22 protein-coding genes and 2 tRNA genes are annotated in these 18,333 nt (G+C 63.2%); 16 read left to right on the forward strand and 8 right to left on the reverse strand.

What is annotated here, in order from left to right; all coding sequences use genetic code 11:
• Positions 1-28 precede the first annotated feature (28 nt).
• The 5 genes from AOT87_RS18760 (at position 29) to AOT87_RS18780 (ending at position 2,379) form a co-directional block, all read left to right on the forward strand.
• A tRNA-Ser gene (locus tag AOT87_RS18760) sits at positions 29-117 on the forward strand.
• Between the two features lie 48 nt (positions 118-165).
• A tRNA-Arg gene (locus AOT87_RS18765) sits at positions 166-241 on the forward strand.
• Positions 242-509: 268 nt separating this feature from the next.
• Positions 510-788 (forward strand): WXG100 family type VII secretion target, encoded by a 279-nt coding sequence (locus AOT87_RS18770; protein WP_057969749.1) that lies wholly within the window; start codon positions 510-512, stop codon positions 786-788.
• A complete protein-coding gene (locus AOT87_RS18775) occupies positions 785-1,879 on the forward strand; it encodes a hypothetical protein (protein WP_057969750.1) in 1,095 nt (364 codons plus the stop codon). The genes AOT87_RS18770 and AOT87_RS18775 overlap by 4 nt, the downstream gene beginning before the upstream one ends.
• A 56-nt stretch (positions 1,880-1,935) precedes the next feature.
• On the forward strand, positions 1,936-2,379 hold the full coding sequence (locus tag AOT87_RS18780) for a hypothetical protein (protein WP_057969756.1): 444 nt from the start codon (positions 1,936-1,938) through the stop codon (positions 2,377-2,379).
• On the opposite strand, the gene AOT87_RS18785 is transcribed toward AOT87_RS18780, so the two are convergent.
• On the reverse strand, positions 2,376-2,582 hold the full coding sequence (locus AOT87_RS18785; protein WP_057969751.1) for a hypothetical protein: 207 nt from the start codon (positions 2,580-2,582) through the stop codon (positions 2,376-2,378). The genes AOT87_RS18780 and AOT87_RS18785 overlap by 4 nt on opposite strands.
• A gap of 225 nt (positions 2,583-2,807) precedes the next feature.
• On the opposite strand from AOT87_RS18785, the gene AOT87_RS18790 reads away from it, so the two are divergent.
• On the forward strand, positions 2,808-3,239 hold the full coding sequence (locus tag AOT87_RS18790) for an SRPBCC domain-containing protein (RefSeq protein WP_057968918.1): 432 nt from the start codon (positions 2,808-2,810) through the stop codon (positions 3,237-3,239).
• A gap of 68 nt (positions 3,240-3,307) precedes the next feature.
• Positions 3,308-3,805 (forward strand): DinB family protein, encoded by a 498-nt coding sequence (locus AOT87_RS18795; protein WP_057969752.1) that lies wholly within the window; start codon positions 3,308-3,310, stop codon positions 3,803-3,805.
• A 44-nt stretch (positions 3,806-3,849) separates the two neighbouring features.
• On the opposite strand, the gene AOT87_RS18800 is transcribed toward AOT87_RS18795, so the two are convergent.
• The gene (locus tag AOT87_RS18800; protein ID WP_057969753.1) at positions 3,850-4,455 is read right to left on the reverse strand and encodes a TetR/AcrR family transcriptional regulator; all 606 of its coding nucleotides are present in this window, start codon (positions 4,453-4,455) and stop codon (positions 3,850-3,852) included.
• A 113-nt stretch (positions 4,456-4,568) separates the two neighbouring features.
• On the opposite strand from AOT87_RS18800, the gene AOT87_RS18805 reads away from it, so the two are divergent.
• From AOT87_RS18805 to AOT87_RS18825, 5 genes are all read left to right on the forward strand, one after another.
• The gene (locus AOT87_RS18805; protein WP_044104904.1) at positions 4,569-4,793 is read left to right on the forward strand and encodes a hypothetical protein; all 225 of its coding nucleotides are present in this window, start codon (positions 4,569-4,571) and stop codon (positions 4,791-4,793) included.
• A gap of 77 nt (positions 4,794-4,870) precedes the next feature.
• The gene (locus tag AOT87_RS18810; protein ID WP_030096069.1) at positions 4,871-6,460 is read left to right on the forward strand and encodes a GMC family oxidoreductase N-terminal domain-containing protein; all 1,590 of its coding nucleotides are present in this window, start codon (positions 4,871-4,873) and stop codon (positions 6,458-6,460) included.
• Positions 6,461-6,528: 68 nt separating this feature from the next.
• Entirely contained in the window at positions 6,529-6,822 is a 294-nt protein-coding gene (locus tag AOT87_RS18815) for a hypothetical protein (RefSeq protein ID WP_030096068.1), read from the forward strand.
• The gene (locus AOT87_RS18820; RefSeq protein ID WP_030096067.1) at positions 6,822-8,720 is read left to right on the forward strand and encodes an alpha/beta hydrolase; all 1,899 of its coding nucleotides are present in this window, start codon (positions 6,822-6,824) and stop codon (positions 8,718-8,720) included. Before AOT87_RS18815 ends, AOT87_RS18820 begins: the two co-directional genes overlap by 1 nt.
• On the forward strand, positions 8,717-9,226 hold the full coding sequence (locus AOT87_RS18825) for a hypothetical protein (RefSeq protein WP_030096066.1): 510 nt from the start codon (positions 8,717-8,719) through the stop codon (positions 9,224-9,226). The genes AOT87_RS18820 and AOT87_RS18825 overlap by 4 nt, the downstream gene beginning before the upstream one ends.
• Here the strand turns inward: AOT87_RS18825 and AOT87_RS18830 are convergent.
• Entirely contained in the window at positions 9,223-9,894 is a 672-nt protein-coding gene (locus AOT87_RS18830; protein WP_030096065.1) for a histidine phosphatase family protein, read from the reverse strand. The two genes, AOT87_RS18825 and AOT87_RS18830, sit on opposite strands and share 4 nt — an antisense overlap.
• 17 nt (positions 9,895-9,911) lie before the next feature.
• A complete protein-coding gene (locus tag AOT87_RS18835; protein WP_030096064.1) occupies positions 9,912-10,604 on the reverse strand; it encodes an SHOCT domain-containing protein in 693 nt (230 codons plus the stop codon).
• 48 nt (positions 10,605-10,652) lie between these two features.
• Between AOT87_RS18835 and AOT87_RS18840 the strand changes: the two genes are divergently transcribed.
• On the forward strand, positions 10,653-11,894 hold the full coding sequence (locus AOT87_RS18840; RefSeq protein ID WP_030096063.1) for an acyl-CoA dehydrogenase family protein: 1,242 nt from the start codon (positions 10,653-10,655) through the stop codon (positions 11,892-11,894).
• Here the strand turns inward: AOT87_RS18840 and AOT87_RS18845 are convergent.
• The 4 genes from AOT87_RS18845 to AOT87_RS18860 all read right to left on the reverse strand — a co-directional run bounded on the left by AOT87_RS18845 (position 11,878) and on the right by AOT87_RS18860 (position 15,534).
• Complete coding sequence (locus AOT87_RS18845) at positions 11,878-13,179, reverse strand: threonine/serine exporter family protein (protein WP_057967405.1); 1,302 nt, start codon at positions 13,177-13,179, stop codon at positions 11,878-11,880. The two genes, AOT87_RS18840 and AOT87_RS18845, sit on opposite strands and share 17 nt — an antisense overlap.
• A 21-nt stretch (positions 13,180-13,200) precedes the next feature.
• Positions 13,201-13,569, reverse strand: coding sequence for a lipopolysaccharide assembly protein LapA domain-containing protein (locus tag AOT87_RS18850; RefSeq protein ID WP_030096061.1), 369 nt, complete (start codon positions 13,567-13,569; stop codon positions 13,201-13,203).
• A 103-nt stretch (positions 13,570-13,672) separates the two neighbouring features.
• Positions 13,673-14,755: a dihydrodipicolinate reductase gene (locus tag AOT87_RS18855; RefSeq protein ID WP_057963513.1), complete on the reverse strand. Its 1,083-nt coding sequence runs from the start codon at positions 14,753-14,755 to the stop codon at positions 13,673-13,675.
• Complete coding sequence (locus AOT87_RS18860; protein WP_057967404.1) at positions 14,752-15,534, reverse strand: SDR family oxidoreductase; 783 nt, start codon at positions 15,532-15,534, stop codon at positions 14,752-14,754. Before AOT87_RS18860 ends, AOT87_RS18855 begins: the two co-directional genes overlap by 4 nt.
• Before the next feature lie 71 nt (positions 15,535-15,605).
• Here AOT87_RS18860 and AOT87_RS18865 point away from each other — a divergent pair, with 71 nt between their 5' ends.
• The 3 genes from AOT87_RS18865 (at position 15,606) to AOT87_RS18875 (ending at position 18,333) form a co-directional block, all read left to right on the forward strand.
• The gene (locus tag AOT87_RS18865) at positions 15,606-16,226 is read left to right on the forward strand and encodes a TetR/AcrR family transcriptional regulator (RefSeq protein WP_057967403.1); all 621 of its coding nucleotides are present in this window, start codon (positions 15,606-15,608) and stop codon (positions 16,224-16,226) included.
• Between the two features lie 63 nt (positions 16,227-16,289).
• A complete protein-coding gene (locus AOT87_RS18870) occupies positions 16,290-17,222 on the forward strand; it encodes an ABC transporter substrate-binding protein (protein ID WP_057967402.1) in 933 nt (310 codons plus the stop codon).
• A 4-nt stretch (positions 17,223-17,226) separates the two neighbouring features.
• Entirely contained in the window at positions 17,227-18,333 is a 1,107-nt protein-coding gene (locus AOT87_RS18875; protein ID WP_057967401.1) for an ABC transporter ATP-binding protein, read from the forward strand.

The raw sequence follows: 18,333 nt of genomic DNA on the forward strand, positions 1-18,333 counted from the left end.
ATGGGTTCCGGTACCCTCGGGAAGTTCAGGAGGCGTGCCAGAGCGGCCGAATGGGACTCACTGCTAATGAGTTGTCCCCTTTACGGGGGACCGGAGGTTCAAATCCTCTCGCCTCCGCGTCGGTCTGCAGGCCAAACCTGTTGACCTGCAACAATTGAATAGCACGCGCCCGTAGCTCAACGGATAGAGCATCTGACTACGGATCAGAAGGTTAGGGGTTCGAATCCCTTCGGGCGCACCATTTATCAAGGAACGCGTATCGATCAAGCGGGCCATGCCGCTCATAGTCCGCCATTTTCAGGCCTACTTCCTGGTGCTGCTCAGTGGCGTCGCGCGCTTCCGGGCCTGGGGTCTGCCGCTATAGGTGGTGGGGTCCCGGGTCGTCGGTCAGTCGGAGTCCTCGTATCACTACGAGCGCAGTGTTAGGCTGCCTGGCAATCAGGTGATGTACGTCACCAAGTCGGAGGGGAGCCGATAGGTCGGGAGTTCTGGGGGTACCACCGGAGCAGATGCACCAGTCAGCTGCCAAGCTGCACGAGATCGCACGGAATCTGAAAGACCAGCACGAGCAAGCCCATGGTGCCGTGTCGGACTTACTCGCCGGGTTTGGTGAGAGCGAGTCTCGAGCGGCACTGGCAGCGCGGCTGGAGCAGTGGGAAGAGGAGACCCGCTCTCACCACCAGCACCTGACGACCCATGCGGAGAATCACGTCCGCATCGCTAACAAGTTCGTCGATGCCGACAACCTCGACGCCCAGGCCACAGGTGAGATCGTAGGCAAGCAGTGATCTCGCTGGAGCTGATGTTGCGTGCTCCGCAGATGTATCAAGAGGTAGCCGAGGCTGCCCGCCTGCGGGTGAAGGGAACAGCCAACGCAGCCGAAGAAGCCGATGCGGTAAGCAAACTGTCGGAATGGGAGGGGGTGAGCGCCGAGGCTGCCACCACCTATACCAAGCGAACGGTATCGATATTCGAGCAGTCGAAAGCTGCCGATCTGGGCCTCGCTCAGATGGCCGAAGTCGCGCTACAAAGCGCCACTAAGAGCGCCCAAGACATCAAGGCAATGCTCGAGAAGGCCGATGCATACCCTGCGGTAGAGGTGAACCTCTCGACCAACGAAGTTAAGCCCGCAGACATGTCCAACATGCATAAGGAAGCTCTCGACCGGGCATGGCGGAAGTACCAAGACATAAAGGATGAGGTGAAGCGGATACTTGAGGCTGGCCGAGCGACCGATATGCAATTTGCGTCCGGCATGCCAGAGGGAGGTTTCAGGAGCCCCGACGAGATCAAGGACTATCCGATACCTGATTCGCTGAAACCCCCTGTGCCTCCTGGAAAATCAGATAACTCCGGCCATTGGGTGTTTAGTCAGAACCACACGGGCGATCTGTCAGAGGCTCCCAGTGCCACGGGGTTCCATCCATTCGGGCCGGGTAGTGTCAACGGATTTGATAAGCCCCCCACCGTGGGTACCGATTGGTTCACCTCGAACAAGCCGTGGGTACAGGACTCATCGAAGCCACCCACAGTGCTTGAAGAGTCCTACGACGTCCGTCTTGCAGGACATGACTACACGGACATACGGAAGGTGATCCCCGTCGACGGCCACTATGTGACGGCGCAGTGGGTAGACAATGTCTACGACATGCGACACAACTACAGGCCAGTAGTCGATGGCTTCGAACCGTTCACTCAAACAGATTTCGGCGAATGGAAGCGCACCTCAATGACTGAGATAACCGATCTATCTAAGAGGTTCCCAACCGAGACGTTCCGGTATCCCATCGCGCAGCCGTGGCGGTTCCCTGAATACAACGGAATGCCCAGTGGGGGCGTAGTTGAACTGGCAAACGGAGCCGTAAAGAAGGTCTATTAGTGTCGCGCAGGAGTGTTCTGATAAGTGTCTCAGCTGTCATCGCCGTAGCGGCTTTGGTGTTGGGCGGAGTGTACTTACTGCGGTCGGCGCCGTCCGCGCCAGACGTGAGCTGTCAGACCGTTGGGGAACTGCTCAGGTATTCCGACGATGAGATGGTACGCCTTCAAAAGCACAACGAAGAGGTGGCCGAGACACGAGACGCTGACCGACAAGACGAAGCGATCCCGATGTATCAGAAATGGGCTGCCACCCTTAGGGATTACGCCGAGAAGATCTCCGACCCGGAGGTCAAAGGTACTGCGGTGCAAATGGCCGACGCAGCCGACGAGGTTACCGAGCGGGAGATTCAATTTCTGGGGAAACCGGCGGCAGGGCAGACCCGAGAGCAGCATCTGAAAGAGTCGACGGACAACATTGTGGCGGCCGTCCGCAAGGTCAAAGATGCCGAGGCCAAGCTGCGAATCAGGTGCCCGGTCGGATCCTCCGACACCAAACTCTAGCGTCGTTCCTCGATGGGATTACCGTCCTCATCGACCGGCCACGGTGGACGCGGGGTGGCAGGCATTTCTGGTGCGCCACCGTACAAATACGGATGCGGCATGTCGGGGTTTTTCCACGCGGGACGGACGTTGCGAGTCTTGTACATCACGAACATCCCCACGCCGAAGATGAGCAATCCGACCAGCGTTAGCAGGGGGGCCATGGATCCAGGGTATATGACCTAGGGCGCTACATTCCTGATTCAAACGCACGCGAACCCAGGTGTGCGGTTATGAATAGCAGCGGTGGTAATTCGATGGAAAGTCATGTGCGACAACGTCGCTAGCGTACTCTGGAGAACGCAGGCAAACGCACGAGTATGTCAGAAGGTTAGGGGTTCGAATCCCTTCGGGCGCACCAGGACTTCTTCACGAGTGAGTGAGAAGCAATGACACAGATTCAGCGATATTTCCCGCACCCACCCCATGAGGTGTGGTCGGCTCTCGTCGATCCGGCTTCGTGGTGGGGCAAGCCTGATGCCCCACCGGTCGATGTCACCGTGGGGAGCGCTTTCACGATGACGACCGTTCCCGTGGTGGGCACGCGGTTCAACGGCGTATTCGAGGTTGAGTTTCTCGACGCCGTTCCCTACGAGCATTTGACCTTGGGTCTGCTAGCCCACGCGTCTACAGGCCAGTCGGCGCGATGGACGCGTCATGTGGCCTTTCGCGAGCACGAGGGCGGCACTCTGTTGACGGTGACGAATAGGGGCGTCAATCTCGACGACGTCGATGAACGGATTCTGCTCCGGGTCGTCAAAGAGATTCAGGCGACCGAGTTGTACGGCATCGCCAAATTGTTGGACCAGCCGCGCCCGTGATCCGGAGAGAGTGCATGGGTTCGCTGCGCCTTGCGAGACGGCGTTACCTGCGTCGATAGACTTCCGGCATGACAGCGGCGCGTACGACGGAGTCGGCTACGTTCGGCGCGTGCCTTCGCGATCAGTTCGATGTGTTCCTTGATGAGCACAGGTCCTTGCTCCACGAGTGTCTCGACGGTTTGACCGAGGAGGAGGCCCGGCGCTCGCTGGTTCCTTCCCGCACCACGCTCCTGGGTTTGGTCAAGCATGTGACGTTTGTGGAGGAGGTGTGGTTCAACGAGGCGATCACATGTCGCTCCCGCGCTGATCTGAGACTTCCATCGACCCCCGACGAGTCGTTCCTTCTGGAACCCGCAGATGACATCTCGTCTGTACAGCGCCGATACCGCGAGGTTTGTGCCGCATCGAGGCAACGGGTTGCTCCACTTGCATTGGACGATCTGGTCATGGGGAACAGACGCGGTCCATTGCCCCTGCGCTGGGTGTACTTGCACGTGCTTAGGGAGTTGGCACAGCATCGCGGCCACGCTGACATCTTGCGAGAGCAGGTCATCGCGCAGCGGTAGTCCGGTCCGCCGAACTGCATGGTGTCTGCGCCACGCGACCCGTGTTAGCCCCTGGGTGTCGATAGCCCGCCGCGCAGCTGGCGGAAGCCCTGTCGGACAAGCTCTTCGGGTTCTCCCTGTAGTCCAGCGTCGGTGCTTGCCAACTGGATGATCGTGGAAAGCACCGCGTACGCGGCATTGCAGACCAGGCGCGGGTACAGGTCGAGGTCTCGGTCCAGGCCGGTGCGCCGTGCGACTTCGGAAAGCACGGAGCCGTCTTCATTGCTCGGTTCTGCCGCGGCATGGGCGGCCAATCCCGGGCTCAGCTTGGCAAGGCGCGTGACTGCGACAACGGTATCTACGGCCTCGGACGTGACCAGGCCCAGCATGGTTGCCTCGAGTGAATCGATGATCGGTTCATCGTCGGGGCGTGAGCACAGCAGCTCCACTCCCGTGTCCCCGTATTGGCGCATCAAAAACAGTACGGCGTCTTCCTTGCTGGTGAAGTAGTTGCGGAACGTGCGGGACGAGACGCGCACCGCGTCGGCGATGTCGTCGACGGTGACGGCGGCGAGATCCCCGCGTTCCAGCGCCAGCTCCAGTGCGGCGCGACTCAACGCCAGCTTGGTCTCGGATTTCTTCTGCTCGCGCAGGCCATTGGGCGGTGGCATGTGGCCATCGTAACAAACCTTCCTTTTTAGGAAACTTTTCCAAAAGCGGAAGCGTTCTACGGGTATGTCCGGCATCGCGGTGAGGCCGGGGGCACGAAGAAGAGGCGATTGACATGAGGAAAGCACTGGCTTCCCTGGGCATCGCCGCCGTACTGGCGGCCGGGGGCATTGCCCTTGCCGGTCCCGCTGCGGCGGCGCCCTGCGGCAAGGTTGTGGTGTGGGGTAACGGCGGCGGCGTGTGCGAATCCGACTTCGCGCCCGATGGCAGCTTCACTCGATGCGACACCGTGTACGTGCTCGGCATCGGGGGGACGAACTGCTATCGGGTGTACCCGTAGGCGCGCAAGAGTGGCACCTGGGACGTCCTGTACCAGAAGCTTCCCGGCACGGTGTCCAGTCCGCTAGCGTCGCCACCATGGTTGAGGACCTGACAGCTGACTACGTCATCGTGGGCGCCGGATCGGCGGGGGCTCCGCTGGCCACCCGGCTCGCCGAACGCACCAACGACCAGGTGCTGGTTCTGGAGGCGGGGCCCAAGGACAAGGACATGGGAATCCACATTCCCGCCGCGTTCTCGAAGCTGTTCCGCAGCGATGTCGACTGGGACTACCTCACCGAACCACAACCGCAGCTGAACAACCGCCAGATCTATTGGCCGCGAGGCAAAACGCTGGGCGGCTCGTCGTCCATGAACGCGATGATGTGGGTCCGTGGATTCGCGGCCGACTACGACGACTGGGCGGCGGTGGCCGGTGATCAGTGGTCGTTCGCGAACGTTGCCCCCTACTTCAAGCGCATCGAGACGGTGGAGGGCGCGACCGAAAGCGATGAGGGTACCGAGGGTGCGCTGAAGATCTCCAAACAGCGCAGCCCCCGCTCCAGCACCGCGGCGTGGCTGGAGGCCGTCAAGGAAGCGGGATTTGACGTCGAGCGGGCCAATACTCCTGAACCCAAGGGTTTCTCGGAGACCATGGTGTGCCAGAGCGGCGGACGCCGGTGGAGCACCGCGGACGGTTACCTCAAGCCGGGTCTGAGGCGCCGGAACCTGAACGTGGTTACCGAGGCCCAGGTGCGCCGAGTGCTGTTCGACGGCACCAGAGCCATCGGTGTGGAGTACGTGCGCGACGGCATCACACACACCGTGCGCGCGCGGCGCGAGGTGATCTTGAGCGGCGGCGCCATCAATTCTCCTCAGCTGCTGATGCTTTCGGGTATCGGTGATGCCAAGCACCTTGGTGAGTTGGGAATCCCGATCGTGCACGACGCCCCGCAGGTGGGCCAGAATCTGCTCGACCACCTGTGCTGCCCGGTGGGTTACGCGGTCGAGGCCGACTCGCTGTACAGCGCGGAAAAGCCGCTACAGCTCGCCAACTACTTCCTGCGCCATCGCGGCATGCTCACCTCGAATGTCGGCGAGGCCTACGGATTCCTGCGCAGCCGGGCCGATCTCGCACTACCCGACCTGGAGCTGATCTTCGCCCCCGCACCTTTCTTCGATGAAGGCCTCGGGGAGGCCACCGAGCACGCCATCGTGATGGGCCCGATCCTGCTCAAGCCGGAGAGCAGCGGTGAGATCACGCTGACCTCGCCCGATCCGCTGGCCAAGCCGCGCATCGACCCGCGTTACCTCAGTGACAGCGCCGGACAGGACCGCGCCGCGATGATGTTCGGGCTGCGGAGCACCGCCCGTATCGCCGAGACGCCGTCGATGCGGGCGATACTCGGCAAGATCCTGCGGCCGAGGAATCCCAGCGACAATCTGGAGGAGACGCTCGTCGCCGCGCTGCAGAGCAACTCACACACCCTCTATCACCCCGTGGCTACCTGCCGGATGGGTGCGGACGAGGCCAGCGTGGTTGCTCCGGATCTCACGGTGCGCGGTGTGCAGGGACTTCGGGTGGTCGACGCCTCGGTGATCCCGAGCCTCATCCGTGGTCACACGCACGCTCCGTCGGTGTTGCTCGGTGAGAAAGCTGCCGATTTAATTCTTTCTCCACAAGCATGAAACCGATCCGCGTCTCCGAACGTCTGACTGGATAGAGTCAGCAGTTGAGGAGTTAGCGGAGGGAAATCATGAGCGACGAGTTCGGTGTCCGGACCGAGGAGCTCGCGGCCATTTCCAAGACATGGCTGGGTGAGACGCTGCACATCAACGACATGCCATGGACGTCATTTCAGGATGCCTCGGGTTCGGGAAGCGAAGTCCTGGCTGCCATTCGTGACACCGCCTCGCCCGGAATCAAGGCGATGTCCTCGATTGCCCGCAGGTTCTCCGACATGGCAGGGCTCGTCGATACCTTCGCCACCAACGTGACGGCGCAGGACGAGAAGACCGCCACGTCGTTCGATGCGCTGAAGCCACGCTGATGCGCCCGACGATCAGTGAGCTCCGCGGCTGGAATCTCGACGCGCTCAGCAAGGCCGCTGACATCGCCCGCGACAACGCCCGGACGCTGGATGCGTCCTTGGACTCGTGCGACCGCGTCTTCAACGACGCATCGGGCTGGTTTGGCAAGACGCACGACGCGGCCCGGATCAAGGTCGACCAGGAGCTCGACCACGGTCGCGAGGTCCGGAATGTCCTGAACCGGTTATCCGATGACGCCGAGGACGCGGGACGAACTCTTAAGCACGCCAAGGAATACACGCTTCAAGACGTGGACGCTGCGGTCGCCGAAGGGTTCACGGTCACCGATACCGGAGAAGTCAGCCACCCGGATTCTGCGAAGGCACAGGCGGCCGCCGACCACCAGCGCCGGATTCAGGCGGGCCTCGACGAGGTGGCCCGTCTGGACGAGTTGTACGGCCGGAAGCTGCGGGAGGCCGTCAACGACCTGGAGGCCATGCGCGACGGACAGCAGGATGTCACGCTGCCGACGGGCGAGAAGATCGATCCCGATGCACTGGTCGACCGGGTTCGCGGCATGTCCGAGCAAGAGCGCCGCGCGTTCCTGGAGGGTCTGCCCCCCGAGACGGTGCACCAGATGGTCATCGCCGATCCCGAGTTCATGGGGAACACCAACGGTGTTCCCTTCGATGTCCGCGCGGACGCCAATGAGATCAACATCAGGAACGCGCTCACCGACGAGCTGCAGAACCCGTCACCCAATCAAGCCCGCGTCGATCAGCTCCGGGCGATGCTCGAACCGATGAATGATCCGTTCGCGACGATCCCTGCCGGAGGCTCGCCCGCCGACTTCAAGATCGATCGCAAGTTCGTGATGTTCTCGACAGAAGGCAACGGCCGGATGATTGAGCAGATCGGCGACCTCAAGCCCGGCGCACCCGGCGTCGGGGTCTACGTGCCCGGCACCAACACCAACCTCAACGGCAGCAGAAGCAACCACGACTCGGCCGTCAACCTGGCCAAGCAGAGCGGGTCGCCGGTCTTCCTCTATATGGAGAACGATTTTCCGCAGGGGCTGGACAAGGCGACTGACCCGTCCTACGGATTGGCAATGGCGCCGCAACTCGTCTCGTTCGGCAAGGAACTCGACGCCGAGGTCGCCCGCCATGCGCCGGGTACGCCAACCACGTACATCGGACACTCGTATGGCGGCTCTGTTGTCGGCACCGCCGAACAGATGGGTCTGCGCGCCGACCGCGTGTTGTACGCCTCGTCCGCCGGCACGGGCATCCTCAGCACCGAGTGGCATAACCCCAACCCGAATGTGCAGCGGTTCTCCATGACTGCCCCCGGCGACCTCATCGGCGCAGCACAACTCGCGCCCCGTGACAGCGATATCCCCACCAGATTCTCCCCGTTCCCCGGGGTGAATCTGGATCTGCCGCCGGTGATTCCACGGGCGCCGGACGGCGATATCGGTAATCCGCACGCGGGTAATCCGCTTGGTGGAGACCCGGATTCGATTCCCGGCGTCACCCGGCTGGACACCGGCTACTACAGCGACGACAACAAGGATCATCCTGGCGAGGTGGTGTTCGGCCCCAAGGGGCACGGCAGCTACTGGGACGACCCGAAATCTGATGCGTTCCAGAACATGGCGAACGTGATCAGGGGCGGTGAGGTGACCACGTACGTCGAACGGGGTATCGAGTCGAACAACGTCGACATCAACCTCGGAGACGACAGCAGCCTGAACGAATCGGTGAAGGACATCGCCAAGGCGTACGGCGATCAATGGTTGTCGGGGGCCAAGATCGGCCCGATCACGTTGCCGACCAATCCCAAATGGGAAGACCCCTACGGCAATCCGCACGTCACCGACAACCCCGGTCTCGGCCGGAAGGTGCAGGTCCGATGAGGCGCGCATGGACGATTGCGGTGGCGGGGCTGACGATGCTGACTGCGGTTTCGTGCAATCCCGGTGCGGGCGGCGAGCAAGGAGGTAGTACGAGCATGGAACCCACGACGGTCAAAATGTCCGATGCGCTGCGGGTCACGGCCGAGAATTTGTCGTTCGTCACGGCGGAGAAGGTGCAGCCGGGTGTCAACGACGTCGAGCGGATGGGCTGCCGCACGAGCTACAACTCGGCCCTCCCGGAGGGGCCGCCGTGGTGGTTGCGCCTGCAGCGCGATTTCGCGGACCCGACCCCGGAGCTGATCTCGGGCGTGCTGGATCGCCTCGAATCGCTGTCCAGTAAGGGCTTTCGTCGTCAAGAAAGCAAGCGGCCGGAGCCTGAGCCGGTGAACAGCCGGACCTACCGTGATGACGCCGGCTACATCGTGAGCGCCCGCGAAGACATTCGCGGCAATGGGGTTCGGGTGTACGTCGTCACCGCGTCGTCTCCCTGCGCCAACGAGGACTAGCGGTAGGTCACCAGATCCCTGTTGCCGCCGTCGCCGATCAGGTGGGTGTGGTCATTGAAGGAGAGCAGGCTTAAGCCGCGCTTACCGTTGACCAGTGACGTGATCGAAGAATTGACGACAACACGTTGTGCAGTAAGCCAATTCGAGACATTTCCGCCCCACAGATCGGCGACGATCATCCCGATGACCCCGGCTGAGGTGGCCACCACGGTGTCACCGTCACGTTTGGCGGCATCGGACATGGCGTCGAGCACGCGCTGCTGAAACCTGGTGTAGCTCTCCGCGTATCCGCCGGAGGGATCGGTGCTGGCCCATTGCGCCAGACCGTCCTCCAGGATGGCCTGCGTGTCACCCTTGGCCAGGCTCTTGACGGTGTTCACCGACGCCAGACGTCGCATCCGCGAATTGCCGACGATCTCCTTGTAGTCGTATTCGTCCCAGCGGTCATCCTGCTGCGGCTCGGATCCCAGCGCGAGCGCGATGGCCTCGCCGGTCTGCCGCTGTCGCTTCATTCCGCCGTGCAGGAGCCGGGTGCCGCTCAGGCCGCGGCGGGCGAGCTCGGCTGCCACGGTATCGGCCTGTCGCTGTCCGGCGCTGGTCAGCGGGCTATCGGGGCTGCTGGAGTAGTTGGCAGCCTGACCGTGCCGGACCAGGTAGATGACGCCCATGCGGGCAATCGTATCGACTAGCCGCCGCCGAGGACTCGCCGCTTCTCGGCCTCGAACTCGGCTTCGGTAAGCGCTCCGGAATCTCTCAGGGCAGCAAGGGATTTAAGTTGTTCGATGCGCACACCGTCGTCACTGGGTTCATAGGAGGATGTGGGCTGCGGATTGTTCAGCGGTGATGGTGGCGAGGAACGGGTGGAACGCACTCTCGTCAGCACGTAGGCGATCCAGCCGAGCGCTGCCACTCCGAGTAATCCGGCGAAGCCCCAGGTGAGCGCCCAATAGGGACTGCCGTGCCCGAAGGCCAGGCGCGGGCTGACGAACCCGCTCACGTCACCGTCGACCTGCACGTTGTAGATACCGGCGGCGGGGATCTGCGCGACCCACACCCGCCGACGGGCATCGCCGTTCACCGTCGTCGAGCTTCCGATGCTCTCGCGCACCTGGGGTTCGGCCACCCCGGGCGGCGGAAAGAGCGACATGCCGAGCTCGGGGACGAGTAGCCCGTTGTCGCCGGACACCCAGGAGTGAAAGCTGACAGTCACCTCACCGGCGGGCAATTCCAGCTGGGTATTGCCCGGGATCTTCACCTCGCCGTAGGCGTCGAACTTGTCGAACACGAAAACGTTGAGGATGAGGGTGGCGATGACGCCGATGACCCCACCGATGGTCATCGTGGTCAGTGCCAGTACCGAGGTCCGGCGCATGCTCATGTGCCGAAGTCTGTCACGTGCCGCGTCAACCGCCCTAGCATCGGACAGATGGACTTCGCCCCCTCCGCCCGTGCCGCCGAACTGACCTCCGCCGTCCGCGAGTTCATCGACGGGGAGATCATGCCGGTGGAACGTACGGTGCTGGCCCACCACGACGCGCTGCTGGGTGCGCGCGCCGGCACGACGGCCGAGCTGTGGGAGGTCCCAGCGGAGCTGGACAGTTTGAAGGTGAAGGCGCGCAACGCGGGGTTGTGGAACCTCTTCCTGCCGGATCCGGAGTTAGGCGGCGGCCTGTCCAATTCCGAGTACGCGCCGCTGGCCGAGCAGATGGGACGGTCGCTGTTCGCCCCCACCGTGTTCAATTGCAACGCACCGGATTCGGGAAATATGGAGGTGCTGCACCGGTACGGCAGCCAGGAGCAGAAGGAGGTCTGGCTCGAACCGCTCCTGGAGGGCGATATCCGGTCCGCGTTTTGTATGACGGAGCCCGACGTGGCTTCCTCTGATGCCACGAACATGGCGGCCACGGCCATCGTCGACGGTGACGAGGTGGTGATCAACGGCCGCAAGTGGTGGAGCACCGGTGTCGGTCATCCCGACTGCAAGGTGATCATCTTCATGGGGTTGACCGACCCGGACGCGCATCGATACGCGCGCCACTCGATGGTGCTCGTCCCGATGGACACTCCGGGCGTCACCGTCGAACGGATGCTGCCGACGATGGGGTTCTACGACGAGCCGGGTGGACACGGCGTGGTGTCGTTCGACGACGTACGGCTGCCCGTCGATGCCTTCATCGCGGGACCGGGCAAGGGATTCGAGATCGCCCAGGGGCGGTTGGGGCCGGGCCGTGTGCACCACGCGATGCGCCTGATCGGCCTGGCCGAGGTGGCCCTCGAGCATGCGTGCCGACGGGGACTGGACCGCACCGCGTTCGGAAAACCGTTGGTGAACCTGGGCGGAAACCGGGAGCGCATCGCCGACGCTCGCATTGCCATCAACCAGACCCGGCTGCTGGTGCTGCATGCTGCCTGGCTGCTGGACACCGTGGGCATCATGGGCGCGCTGTCGGCGGTATCCGAAATCAAGGTGGCCGCACCGAACATGGCTCAGCAGGTCATCGATATGGCTATCCAAATCCACGGTGGTGGAGGACTTTCCAACGATTTCCCGTTGGCGGCCGCGTGGGTCAACGCCCGCGCACTGCGGCTGGCCGACGGTCCCGACGAGGTGCATCGCGGTGTCGTGGCCCGGATCGAGCTGGCGAAATACGCTACCGACGGACAGTGAGCGCGTAACGCATCCCGCGGTGCAGGCTCGCCCCCACCAGAAGCCCCAGCGCGATCGAGAAGATCGCCATGCAGGTATCGAGCAGTGCGGTGAGGTTCGCATGTCCGGTGGCCGCGACCTCGCTGACGTTCACGAAGCTCAACGCGCCGGGAACCAGGCACCAGAAGGCGGCCAGTAGCAACACGATTGCCGAAGGCGCCCCCTTGAAGCGTGCCGCGAACAAGGCGAAGGGAACGACAGCGACCGCTCCGATGAAGCCCGTCATGGCAGGTGCCAGAAAGAGACCGCCGAGGCGCTGTCCCAGCATGGCGACCCCGATCGCCAGCACCAACCAGATCAGTGATCCGCGGGGCGCGGACTTGTACAGGTAAAACCCCACCGCTATAACAGGTACGGCCAGGGCGATCGTCCAGCTGCCCAGCGGCGGTCCCAGCGGCGAGGGCTCAGGCGGTCCAGCGACTTTCACGCCGATCACCACCCCGAATGCCAGCAGCATCAGCTGCGCGATGCCGTACACGATGCGCGTGGACCCGGCCATCAGCTGGGTGCTTGTCAGCTCCAGCGCCCCGATGGTGAGGGTCACCCCGGGCAGCACGGCGATCAGGGCGGGCGCCACCACGCGGGCAAGCCCCTCGCTGGGCACGTTCGCCACGATGAACGTGCTGATGACCGTCACCACGAAGGCGGCGACGGCGGGCATGGTGGCGGCGAGGGTGGGCATGGGGTTGGTGGCCAGCATCAGGACGCCGACGATCAGGCCCAGCACCAGATAGGCGGGCAGAGCCGAGGAGGTCGGTGCTAGGGCAAGCCCGAAGCCGAGGGTCAAGATGGTGTGTCCGATGACGGTGACGACCGTCCCGAAACGTGGTTTCAAACAGCGGATCTCGTAGATTCGGGCGATCGCGTCGGCCGGGGCGATCGCCCCGGCGACGGCCATGTCGGCGATGGTGTCGATGTGGCCGGCCTGGTCCAACTGTGCTGTGCTGCGGGTGGATTCCTCCACTTCGAGCTGGCCGGTGACGCCGTCGATCTGGATGATCAGCACCGTCGGCAAGACGACGGCGCGCAGCTCTTTGTCGGTGTACTGCGGTGCGATGTCATGCAACTTGGCCAACACCAGGTTGGTGGGCTGACCGACTTCCAGCATCGCGATACCGAGCATGCGCAGCATCGTCACGACTTCGGCGTCGTCGAAATGCTTGGCGTCAGCCAGGGGTACGGGCTTGTCCTTGAGAGCCTTCCGGACAAGTGTCTGTACCCGTCCACGCCCGGTCAGCGCCGTCATGCGCCGAACTGTAGTCGGGTGTCAGGCCTTGAGGTTCTTCTTCGCCGCGCGCCGCAGCTGGATGATTCGCACGCCACCGACCAGTGCGGTGAGCGCTGCTCCGGTGATGGCCGCGAACAACACCGTGATGCCCAGGGGCATCTGGATCTCCCACGCGAGGAAGTGGGTGGTCGTGTCCGTCAGGTTCTGCAGAATGAACACCAGCAGCAGAATCAGGATCAGCAGGCCAAGGATGACGCCGGTCCAGGTCGCCGCCGCGCGGGTCCGCTTGACCGCATTTTCCTTCTTGACGGCCTTCGCGGGGGGCAGAGGCGCCTGCTCGCCGACGGGGACATCGATGGATGTGTCGGCAACCGGAGAGTCCGGAGTCGTACCGGGGTCACTGGTCATATGTCCATCATTTGCTACATAGGCGGTTATTGCAAGCGCCCACGGTCGGCTTTTCGCGGAAAATGCCCCGCGGATACCGCGAAAAGCCGCCGCTTGGCGCAGGTCAGGCGCGGATAGTTCCTTGGCCCGCGATCAACGGCAAATCCAGCGGTGTCAGGAAGCCCGGTTTAGCGCCGATGACCGCTGGTATCGCGTTGATGGCCCGCATCCCGGTGGCGAGGCAGCCGCCGATCGCGCCGTCGCCGGTGCGTTCGTCGCGGAACACCGTCTCCTGGGTGATGTTTGGACTGCCCTTGATCTCGATGCGGTAGGCGTCGTTGTCGACGGACTGTGCGCGCGGCCAATGCGGTGCGGTGTCATTGGTGATCCGGTTGACGTGCTCGATGACGATCTTCGGCTTACCGCCCACCCACCCACGGATCTCGAATCGCACCGCGGCACAGTGGCCTGCCTCGATGATGCCGGTGTTGGGTTCCGCGCCGTAGGCGATCTCGGTTGGCGTCGCCCATTTTTCGTAGACGGTATCGATCTTGTCGAGTTTGACTCCGACGGCGTCGGCGATCATGGGAATGGTGTGGCCCCACGCGAGGATCAGCACCTCGGGGATTTCCAGCACCGCCGGTTGGTCCATGGGCGCGCCCAGTCCCATCGGCATGCTGAAATCGCCGTTGTAGTACTGGTAGTCGAGGAGTTCCTGTACCAGAACAGAATCCACCCGTCCGCCCACGCCCAGCAGGGTCATGGGGAACAGATCGTTGGCGAAGCCGGGGTCGATGCCGGTGGTGAAACAGGAGGTCTGGCCGTCCTCGCAGGCCTGTTTGATGTCGGCGAGCATCTCGGGTGGGCACACCTGCGGGTACACCCACGGTGTCATCGCGGTGGAGACGATGTTGTGCCCGCTGCGCAGTGCCCGGGACATGTTGTCGATGTTCTCCAGCGCGTACTGCGCCGTCGGCCCGAAGTACGCGACCGTGCCCTCGGTGCCCAGCGCGGCATCGATGTCGGTGGTGGCGGCCAATCCGGTCGGATGGCTACCGACCAGTGTTCCGACGTCCACACCGTCCTTGGCCGGATCGTGCACCAGTACGGCAGCCAGCTCGAATACCGGATGGTCCAATAGCTCGCGGATCACCAGCTTGCCGACAACCCCTGTGCCCCAAACGATGACGGGATACTTATCACTCATGCGAAAAACTCTCCTGCGTTGACGAACAAGGTCTGCCCGGTCACCATCCGGGCCCGGTCGGATGCGAAGAACACCACCGCATCGGCGACGTCTTCATCGGCGGGCATCTCGCCCAACGGGAATTTGGCCGTCAGCTCGGCCAGTACTTCCTCTTGCGTGATGCCGCGCTGCTGGGCGACCAGGCCGATGTACAGCTGAATCGGCGGACCATACATCCACGTCGGCACCACCATGTTGAGACGAATCTTCTGTGGCCCCAGCTCCTTCGCGAGCTGATACATGGCGTTCTGCAACGCTCCCTTGGATGTCGCATACGCGGACTGGGGTAGCTGCGGATGGAACGCCGACTGTGATCCGATGAAGACCACCGATCCGCCGTTCTTCTTCAGCTGCGGGACGGCCACCTGAACGAGTTGAAGCGTGCCCACGACATTCGTGCTGAGCATCGCCTGCCACTGGGACAGATCCGCGCCCTCGATGCCGCCGAACACGTCCTCTTTTGCGGCGACATTGACCAGTGCGTCTACCGTGCCGAACCGCTCGACGGCGGTGTCGATAAGGCCCTGGCACGCGGACGCGTCGGTGATGTCGGTGACCGCCCAGGCAGCGGTGCTGCCCGAATCATCGAGTTCGGCGGAGAGTTTTTCGAGGTTTTCCTGGGTTCGCGCGCCGAGCACCACATTTGCGCCGTCCTGGTGCGCCTTGAGCGCGACCTCCCGCCCCAATCCGGTACCTACGCCGGATATCACCACCGTTTTTCCGGAAAGAAGTCCTGTCATCGGCTGCCTTTCTCTCTGTGACCCACGCCACCAACCTTCTTAATACGTAACATGGTGTACCGTTATTTGCAATGACTACTGACGAGTTACCTGCGGGCAGGGGGCGCCGCCGCAGTTCCGATATCGACACCAAGGCGCTTGCTGCCGCGCGTGAGCTCCTGGTGGAGCAGGGGTGGGATGCCACCACCATGGTTGCGATCGCCGAGCGGGCCAGCGTGGGCAAGCCCGCGCTGTACCGGCGGTGGCCCTCCCGTGCGCACCTGGTCTTCGAGGCGGTGTTCGGTTGGACCGCACCCACCCGGGAGATAAGCGCCGCGGCAGGAGTGGGCGACTGGGTTCGCCAATCCTGCTCGTACACAGCGGAACTCTTCGAGCGACCCGATGTCATCGCGGCCGCCCCCGCCCTTCTCGGCCAGATGCGTACCGACCCCGAGCTGGGGCAGGCGCTGTGGGCAAGCTTCGGTGAGACGGGTGCCGAATTGCTGTCGCAGGTGATGCGTGCACAGCGTCCGGACGTTGGTCAGCAGGAGGCCCACGACCGGGCCAACGCCACCATGTTGATGATCATCGGAGCGAATGTCCTCGCGCGCCAGCTGCTACCCGACGACCAGGCGGAGGCGGTTATCAAATATTTGCCAGAGCTCCTGGCGGGCTCGGCCGAAGGACCCGCCGCGACGGCGTCGCCGGGTTAGCCACCGGAATCTTCCTGACGCTAAAGCCGGGCATGACGGCGGTTGCCCGGTTACTGTCGGAGGATGCGCAGGGCCGCACGACTCTTCGCTGCCGTCATGGCAGCGGTTGTCTTCAGTGGCTGTGGCAGCGCCAATCCTCTGGGCGGAGGCCCGCTTTCGGGTGACCTCAACACCCTGATCGTCGGTTCGGCCGACTTCCCCGAATCTAAGACCGTGGCCGAGCTGTATGCACAGATATTGCAGACCAATGGTTTTGACATCACCAGGCAGCTGGGCATCGGTAGCCGCGAGACCTACATCCCGGCGGTTAAGGACCATTCGATCGACCTGATCGCCGATTACACCGGAAATCTGCTGCGCTACTTCGATCCTGAGGCTACCGCTACCAGGCCCGATGATGTCGAGCTGGCGCTGCTGCGCAAGCTCGATGGCGATCTGGACATTCTGTCCCCATCACCGGCCTCGGACGCCGACACGCTGTGCGTCACCAGAGCCACCGCCGACCGATGGAATCTGCACTCCATCGCCGACCTCGCCGCGCACTCGGAGGAGGTAACAGTCGGCGCACCTTCGGAGTTCCTGCACCGCAGTGTCGGGTTGGCCGGCCTCAAGGCCAATTACGGCCTGGATGTTCCGGAATCGCGATTCGTGGCCATCAGCGATGGTGGCGGACCGGCGACGGTGCGGGCGCTGTTGGACGGAACGATCACGGCGGCCAACATATTCAGCACCTCGCCGGCCATCGCCGAGCATGATCTGGTGGTGCTCGAGGACCCCAAGTTCACCTTCCCGGCGGGCAATCTGGTGCCGTTGGTCAACGCGCAGAAGAAATCCGAGAAACTGAAGAAGGTGCTCGACGCACTCTCCGCGCGTTTGACGACGGAGGACCTCACCAGGCTCAATGCGGAAGTCTCCGGTAACAACGGTGTCGACCCCAAGGAAGCTGCGCAGAAGTGGTTGACGGACAAAGGTTTCGACAAACCGATAGGGAACTGATCGCGTGATCACCTTTGAGAACGTCACCAAGAAGTACCCCGATGGGACCACCGCTGTCGATGATCTCACCATGCACGTCGACGAGGGTTCGTTCACGGTGTTCGTGGGGCCGTCGGGCTGCGGCAAGACCACCTCGATGCGGATGATCAACCGGATGACCGACCCGACGTCCGGGGTACTGACTGTCGACGGGGCAGATGTCCGCACCGTGGATCCGGTCAAACTGCGGTTGGGCATCGGGTATGTCATTCAGAACGCGGGCCTGATGCCGCACCAGCGCGTCGTCGACAATGTGGCGACGGTGCCGGTGTTGCGCGGCGAATCCCGTCGTGCCGCACGCAAGGCAGCTCTTGATGTTCTGGAAAGGGTGGGGCTCGATCCCAAATTGGCCAGCCGGTACCCGGCGCAGCTCTCGGGAGGTCAACAACAACGTGTCGGTGTGGCGCGTGCGCTCGCGGCCGATCCGCCGATCCTGTTGATGGATGAGCCGTTCAGCGCCGTCGACCCGAATGTGCGCGATGACCTGCAGGCCGAGATGCAGCGCCTGCAGGCCGAACTCAACAAGACCATCGTCTTCGTGACGCACGATATCGACGAGGCCGTCAAGCTTGGGGACAAGGTCGCAGTCTTCGGGCCCGGCGGGGTGTTGCAGCAGTATGACGAGCCTGAGCGGGTGTTATCCAACCCGGCAAGCGATTTCGTCGCCGGGTTCATCGGGCGTGATCGGGGCTATCGAAGCTTGCAGTTCCGCGAGGCGGGTGAGTTGCCGCTGTACGAGATCAGGCAGATCTTTGAAACAGACGTCCCTGACCTCATCATCGCCCCGCGCAGCTGGGTGCTTGTCTGCAATCCCGACGGCACACCGTTCGGCTGGATGGACGACGCAGGCGCGGAGGTCTACCGGTCGGGAAAATCGTTGTACGACAGTGTGATCGCCGGAGGATCATTATTCGGCCCGGACGGGACATTGCGGCAGGCTCTCGATGCCGCACTGTCCTCGCCATCGGGGCTGGGGGTGGCCACCGATGAGGATGGCCGCGTCCGCGGCGGCGTCCGCGGGGATGACGTCCTCATCGCGCTGGACCGGCAACGCCGTACCGGGCAGCGGTGA

It is taken from the genome of Mycobacteroides sp. H003 (genome assembly GCF_001440135.1).
In the GTDB taxonomy this organism is placed as follows: domain Bacteria; phylum Actinomycetota; class Actinomycetes; order Mycobacteriales; family Mycobacteriaceae; genus Mycobacterium; species Mycobacterium gwanakae.

Excerpts from the sequence above, each read along its gene's own strand:
- AOT87_RS18770 (WP_057969749.1), top strand. The coding sequence starts at position 510 with ATGCACCAGTCAGCTGCCAAGCTGCACGAGATCGCACGGAATCTGAAA.
- AOT87_RS18785 (WP_057969751.1), bottom strand. The coding sequence starts at position 2,582 with ATGGCCCCCCTGCTAACGCTGGTCGGATTGCTCATCTTCGGCGTGGGG.
- AOT87_RS18790 (WP_057968918.1), top strand. The coding sequence starts at position 2,808 with ATGACACAGATTCAGCGATATTTCCCGCACCCACCCCATGAGGTGTGG.
- AOT87_RS18795 (WP_057969752.1), top strand. The coding sequence starts at position 3,308 with ATGACAGCGGCGCGTACGACGGAGTCGGCTACGTTCGGCGCGTGCCTT.
- AOT87_RS18800 (WP_057969753.1), bottom strand. The coding sequence starts at position 4,455 with ATGCCACCGCCCAATGGCCTGCGCGAGCAGAAGAAATCCGAGACCAAG.
- AOT87_RS18805 (WP_044104904.1), top strand. The coding sequence starts at position 4,569 with ATGAGGAAAGCACTGGCTTCCCTGGGCATCGCCGCCGTACTGGCGGCC.
- AOT87_RS18810 (WP_030096069.1), top strand. The coding sequence starts at position 4,871 with ATGGTTGAGGACCTGACAGCTGACTACGTCATCGTGGGCGCCGGATCG.
- AOT87_RS18815 (WP_030096068.1), top strand. The coding sequence starts at position 6,529 with ATGAGCGACGAGTTCGGTGTCCGGACCGAGGAGCTCGCGGCCATTTCC.
- AOT87_RS18820 (WP_030096067.1), top strand. The coding sequence starts at position 6,822 with ATGCGCCCGACGATCAGTGAGCTCCGCGGCTGGAATCTCGACGCGCTC.
- AOT87_RS18825 (WP_030096066.1), top strand. The coding sequence starts at position 8,717 with ATGAGGCGCGCATGGACGATTGCGGTGGCGGGGCTGACGATGCTGACT.
- AOT87_RS18830 (WP_030096065.1), bottom strand. The coding sequence starts at position 9,894 with ATGGGCGTCATCTACCTGGTCCGGCACGGTCAGGCTGCCAACTACTCC.
- AOT87_RS18835 (WP_030096064.1), bottom strand. The coding sequence starts at position 10,604 with ATGAGCATGCGCCGGACCTCGGTACTGGCACTGACCACGATGACCATC.
- AOT87_RS18840 (WP_030096063.1), top strand. The coding sequence starts at position 10,653 with ATGGACTTCGCCCCCTCCGCCCGTGCCGCCGAACTGACCTCCGCCGTC.
- AOT87_RS18845 (WP_057967405.1), bottom strand. The coding sequence starts at position 13,179 with ATGACGGCGCTGACCGGGCGTGGACGGGTACAGACACTTGTCCGGAAG.
- AOT87_RS18850 (WP_030096061.1), bottom strand. The coding sequence starts at position 13,569 with ATGACCAGTGACCCCGGTACGACTCCGGACTCTCCGGTTGCCGACACA.
- AOT87_RS18855 (WP_057963513.1), bottom strand. The coding sequence starts at position 14,755 with ATGAGTGATAAGTATCCCGTCATCGTTTGGGGCACAGGGGTTGTCGGC.
- AOT87_RS18860 (WP_057967404.1), bottom strand. The coding sequence starts at position 15,534 with ATGACAGGACTTCTTTCCGGAAAAACGGTGGTGATATCCGGCGTAGGT.
- AOT87_RS18865 (WP_057967403.1), top strand. The coding sequence starts at position 15,606 with ATGACTACTGACGAGTTACCTGCGGGCAGGGGGCGCCGCCGCAGTTCC.
- AOT87_RS18870 (WP_057967402.1), top strand. The coding sequence starts at position 16,290 with ATGCGCAGGGCCGCACGACTCTTCGCTGCCGTCATGGCAGCGGTTGTC.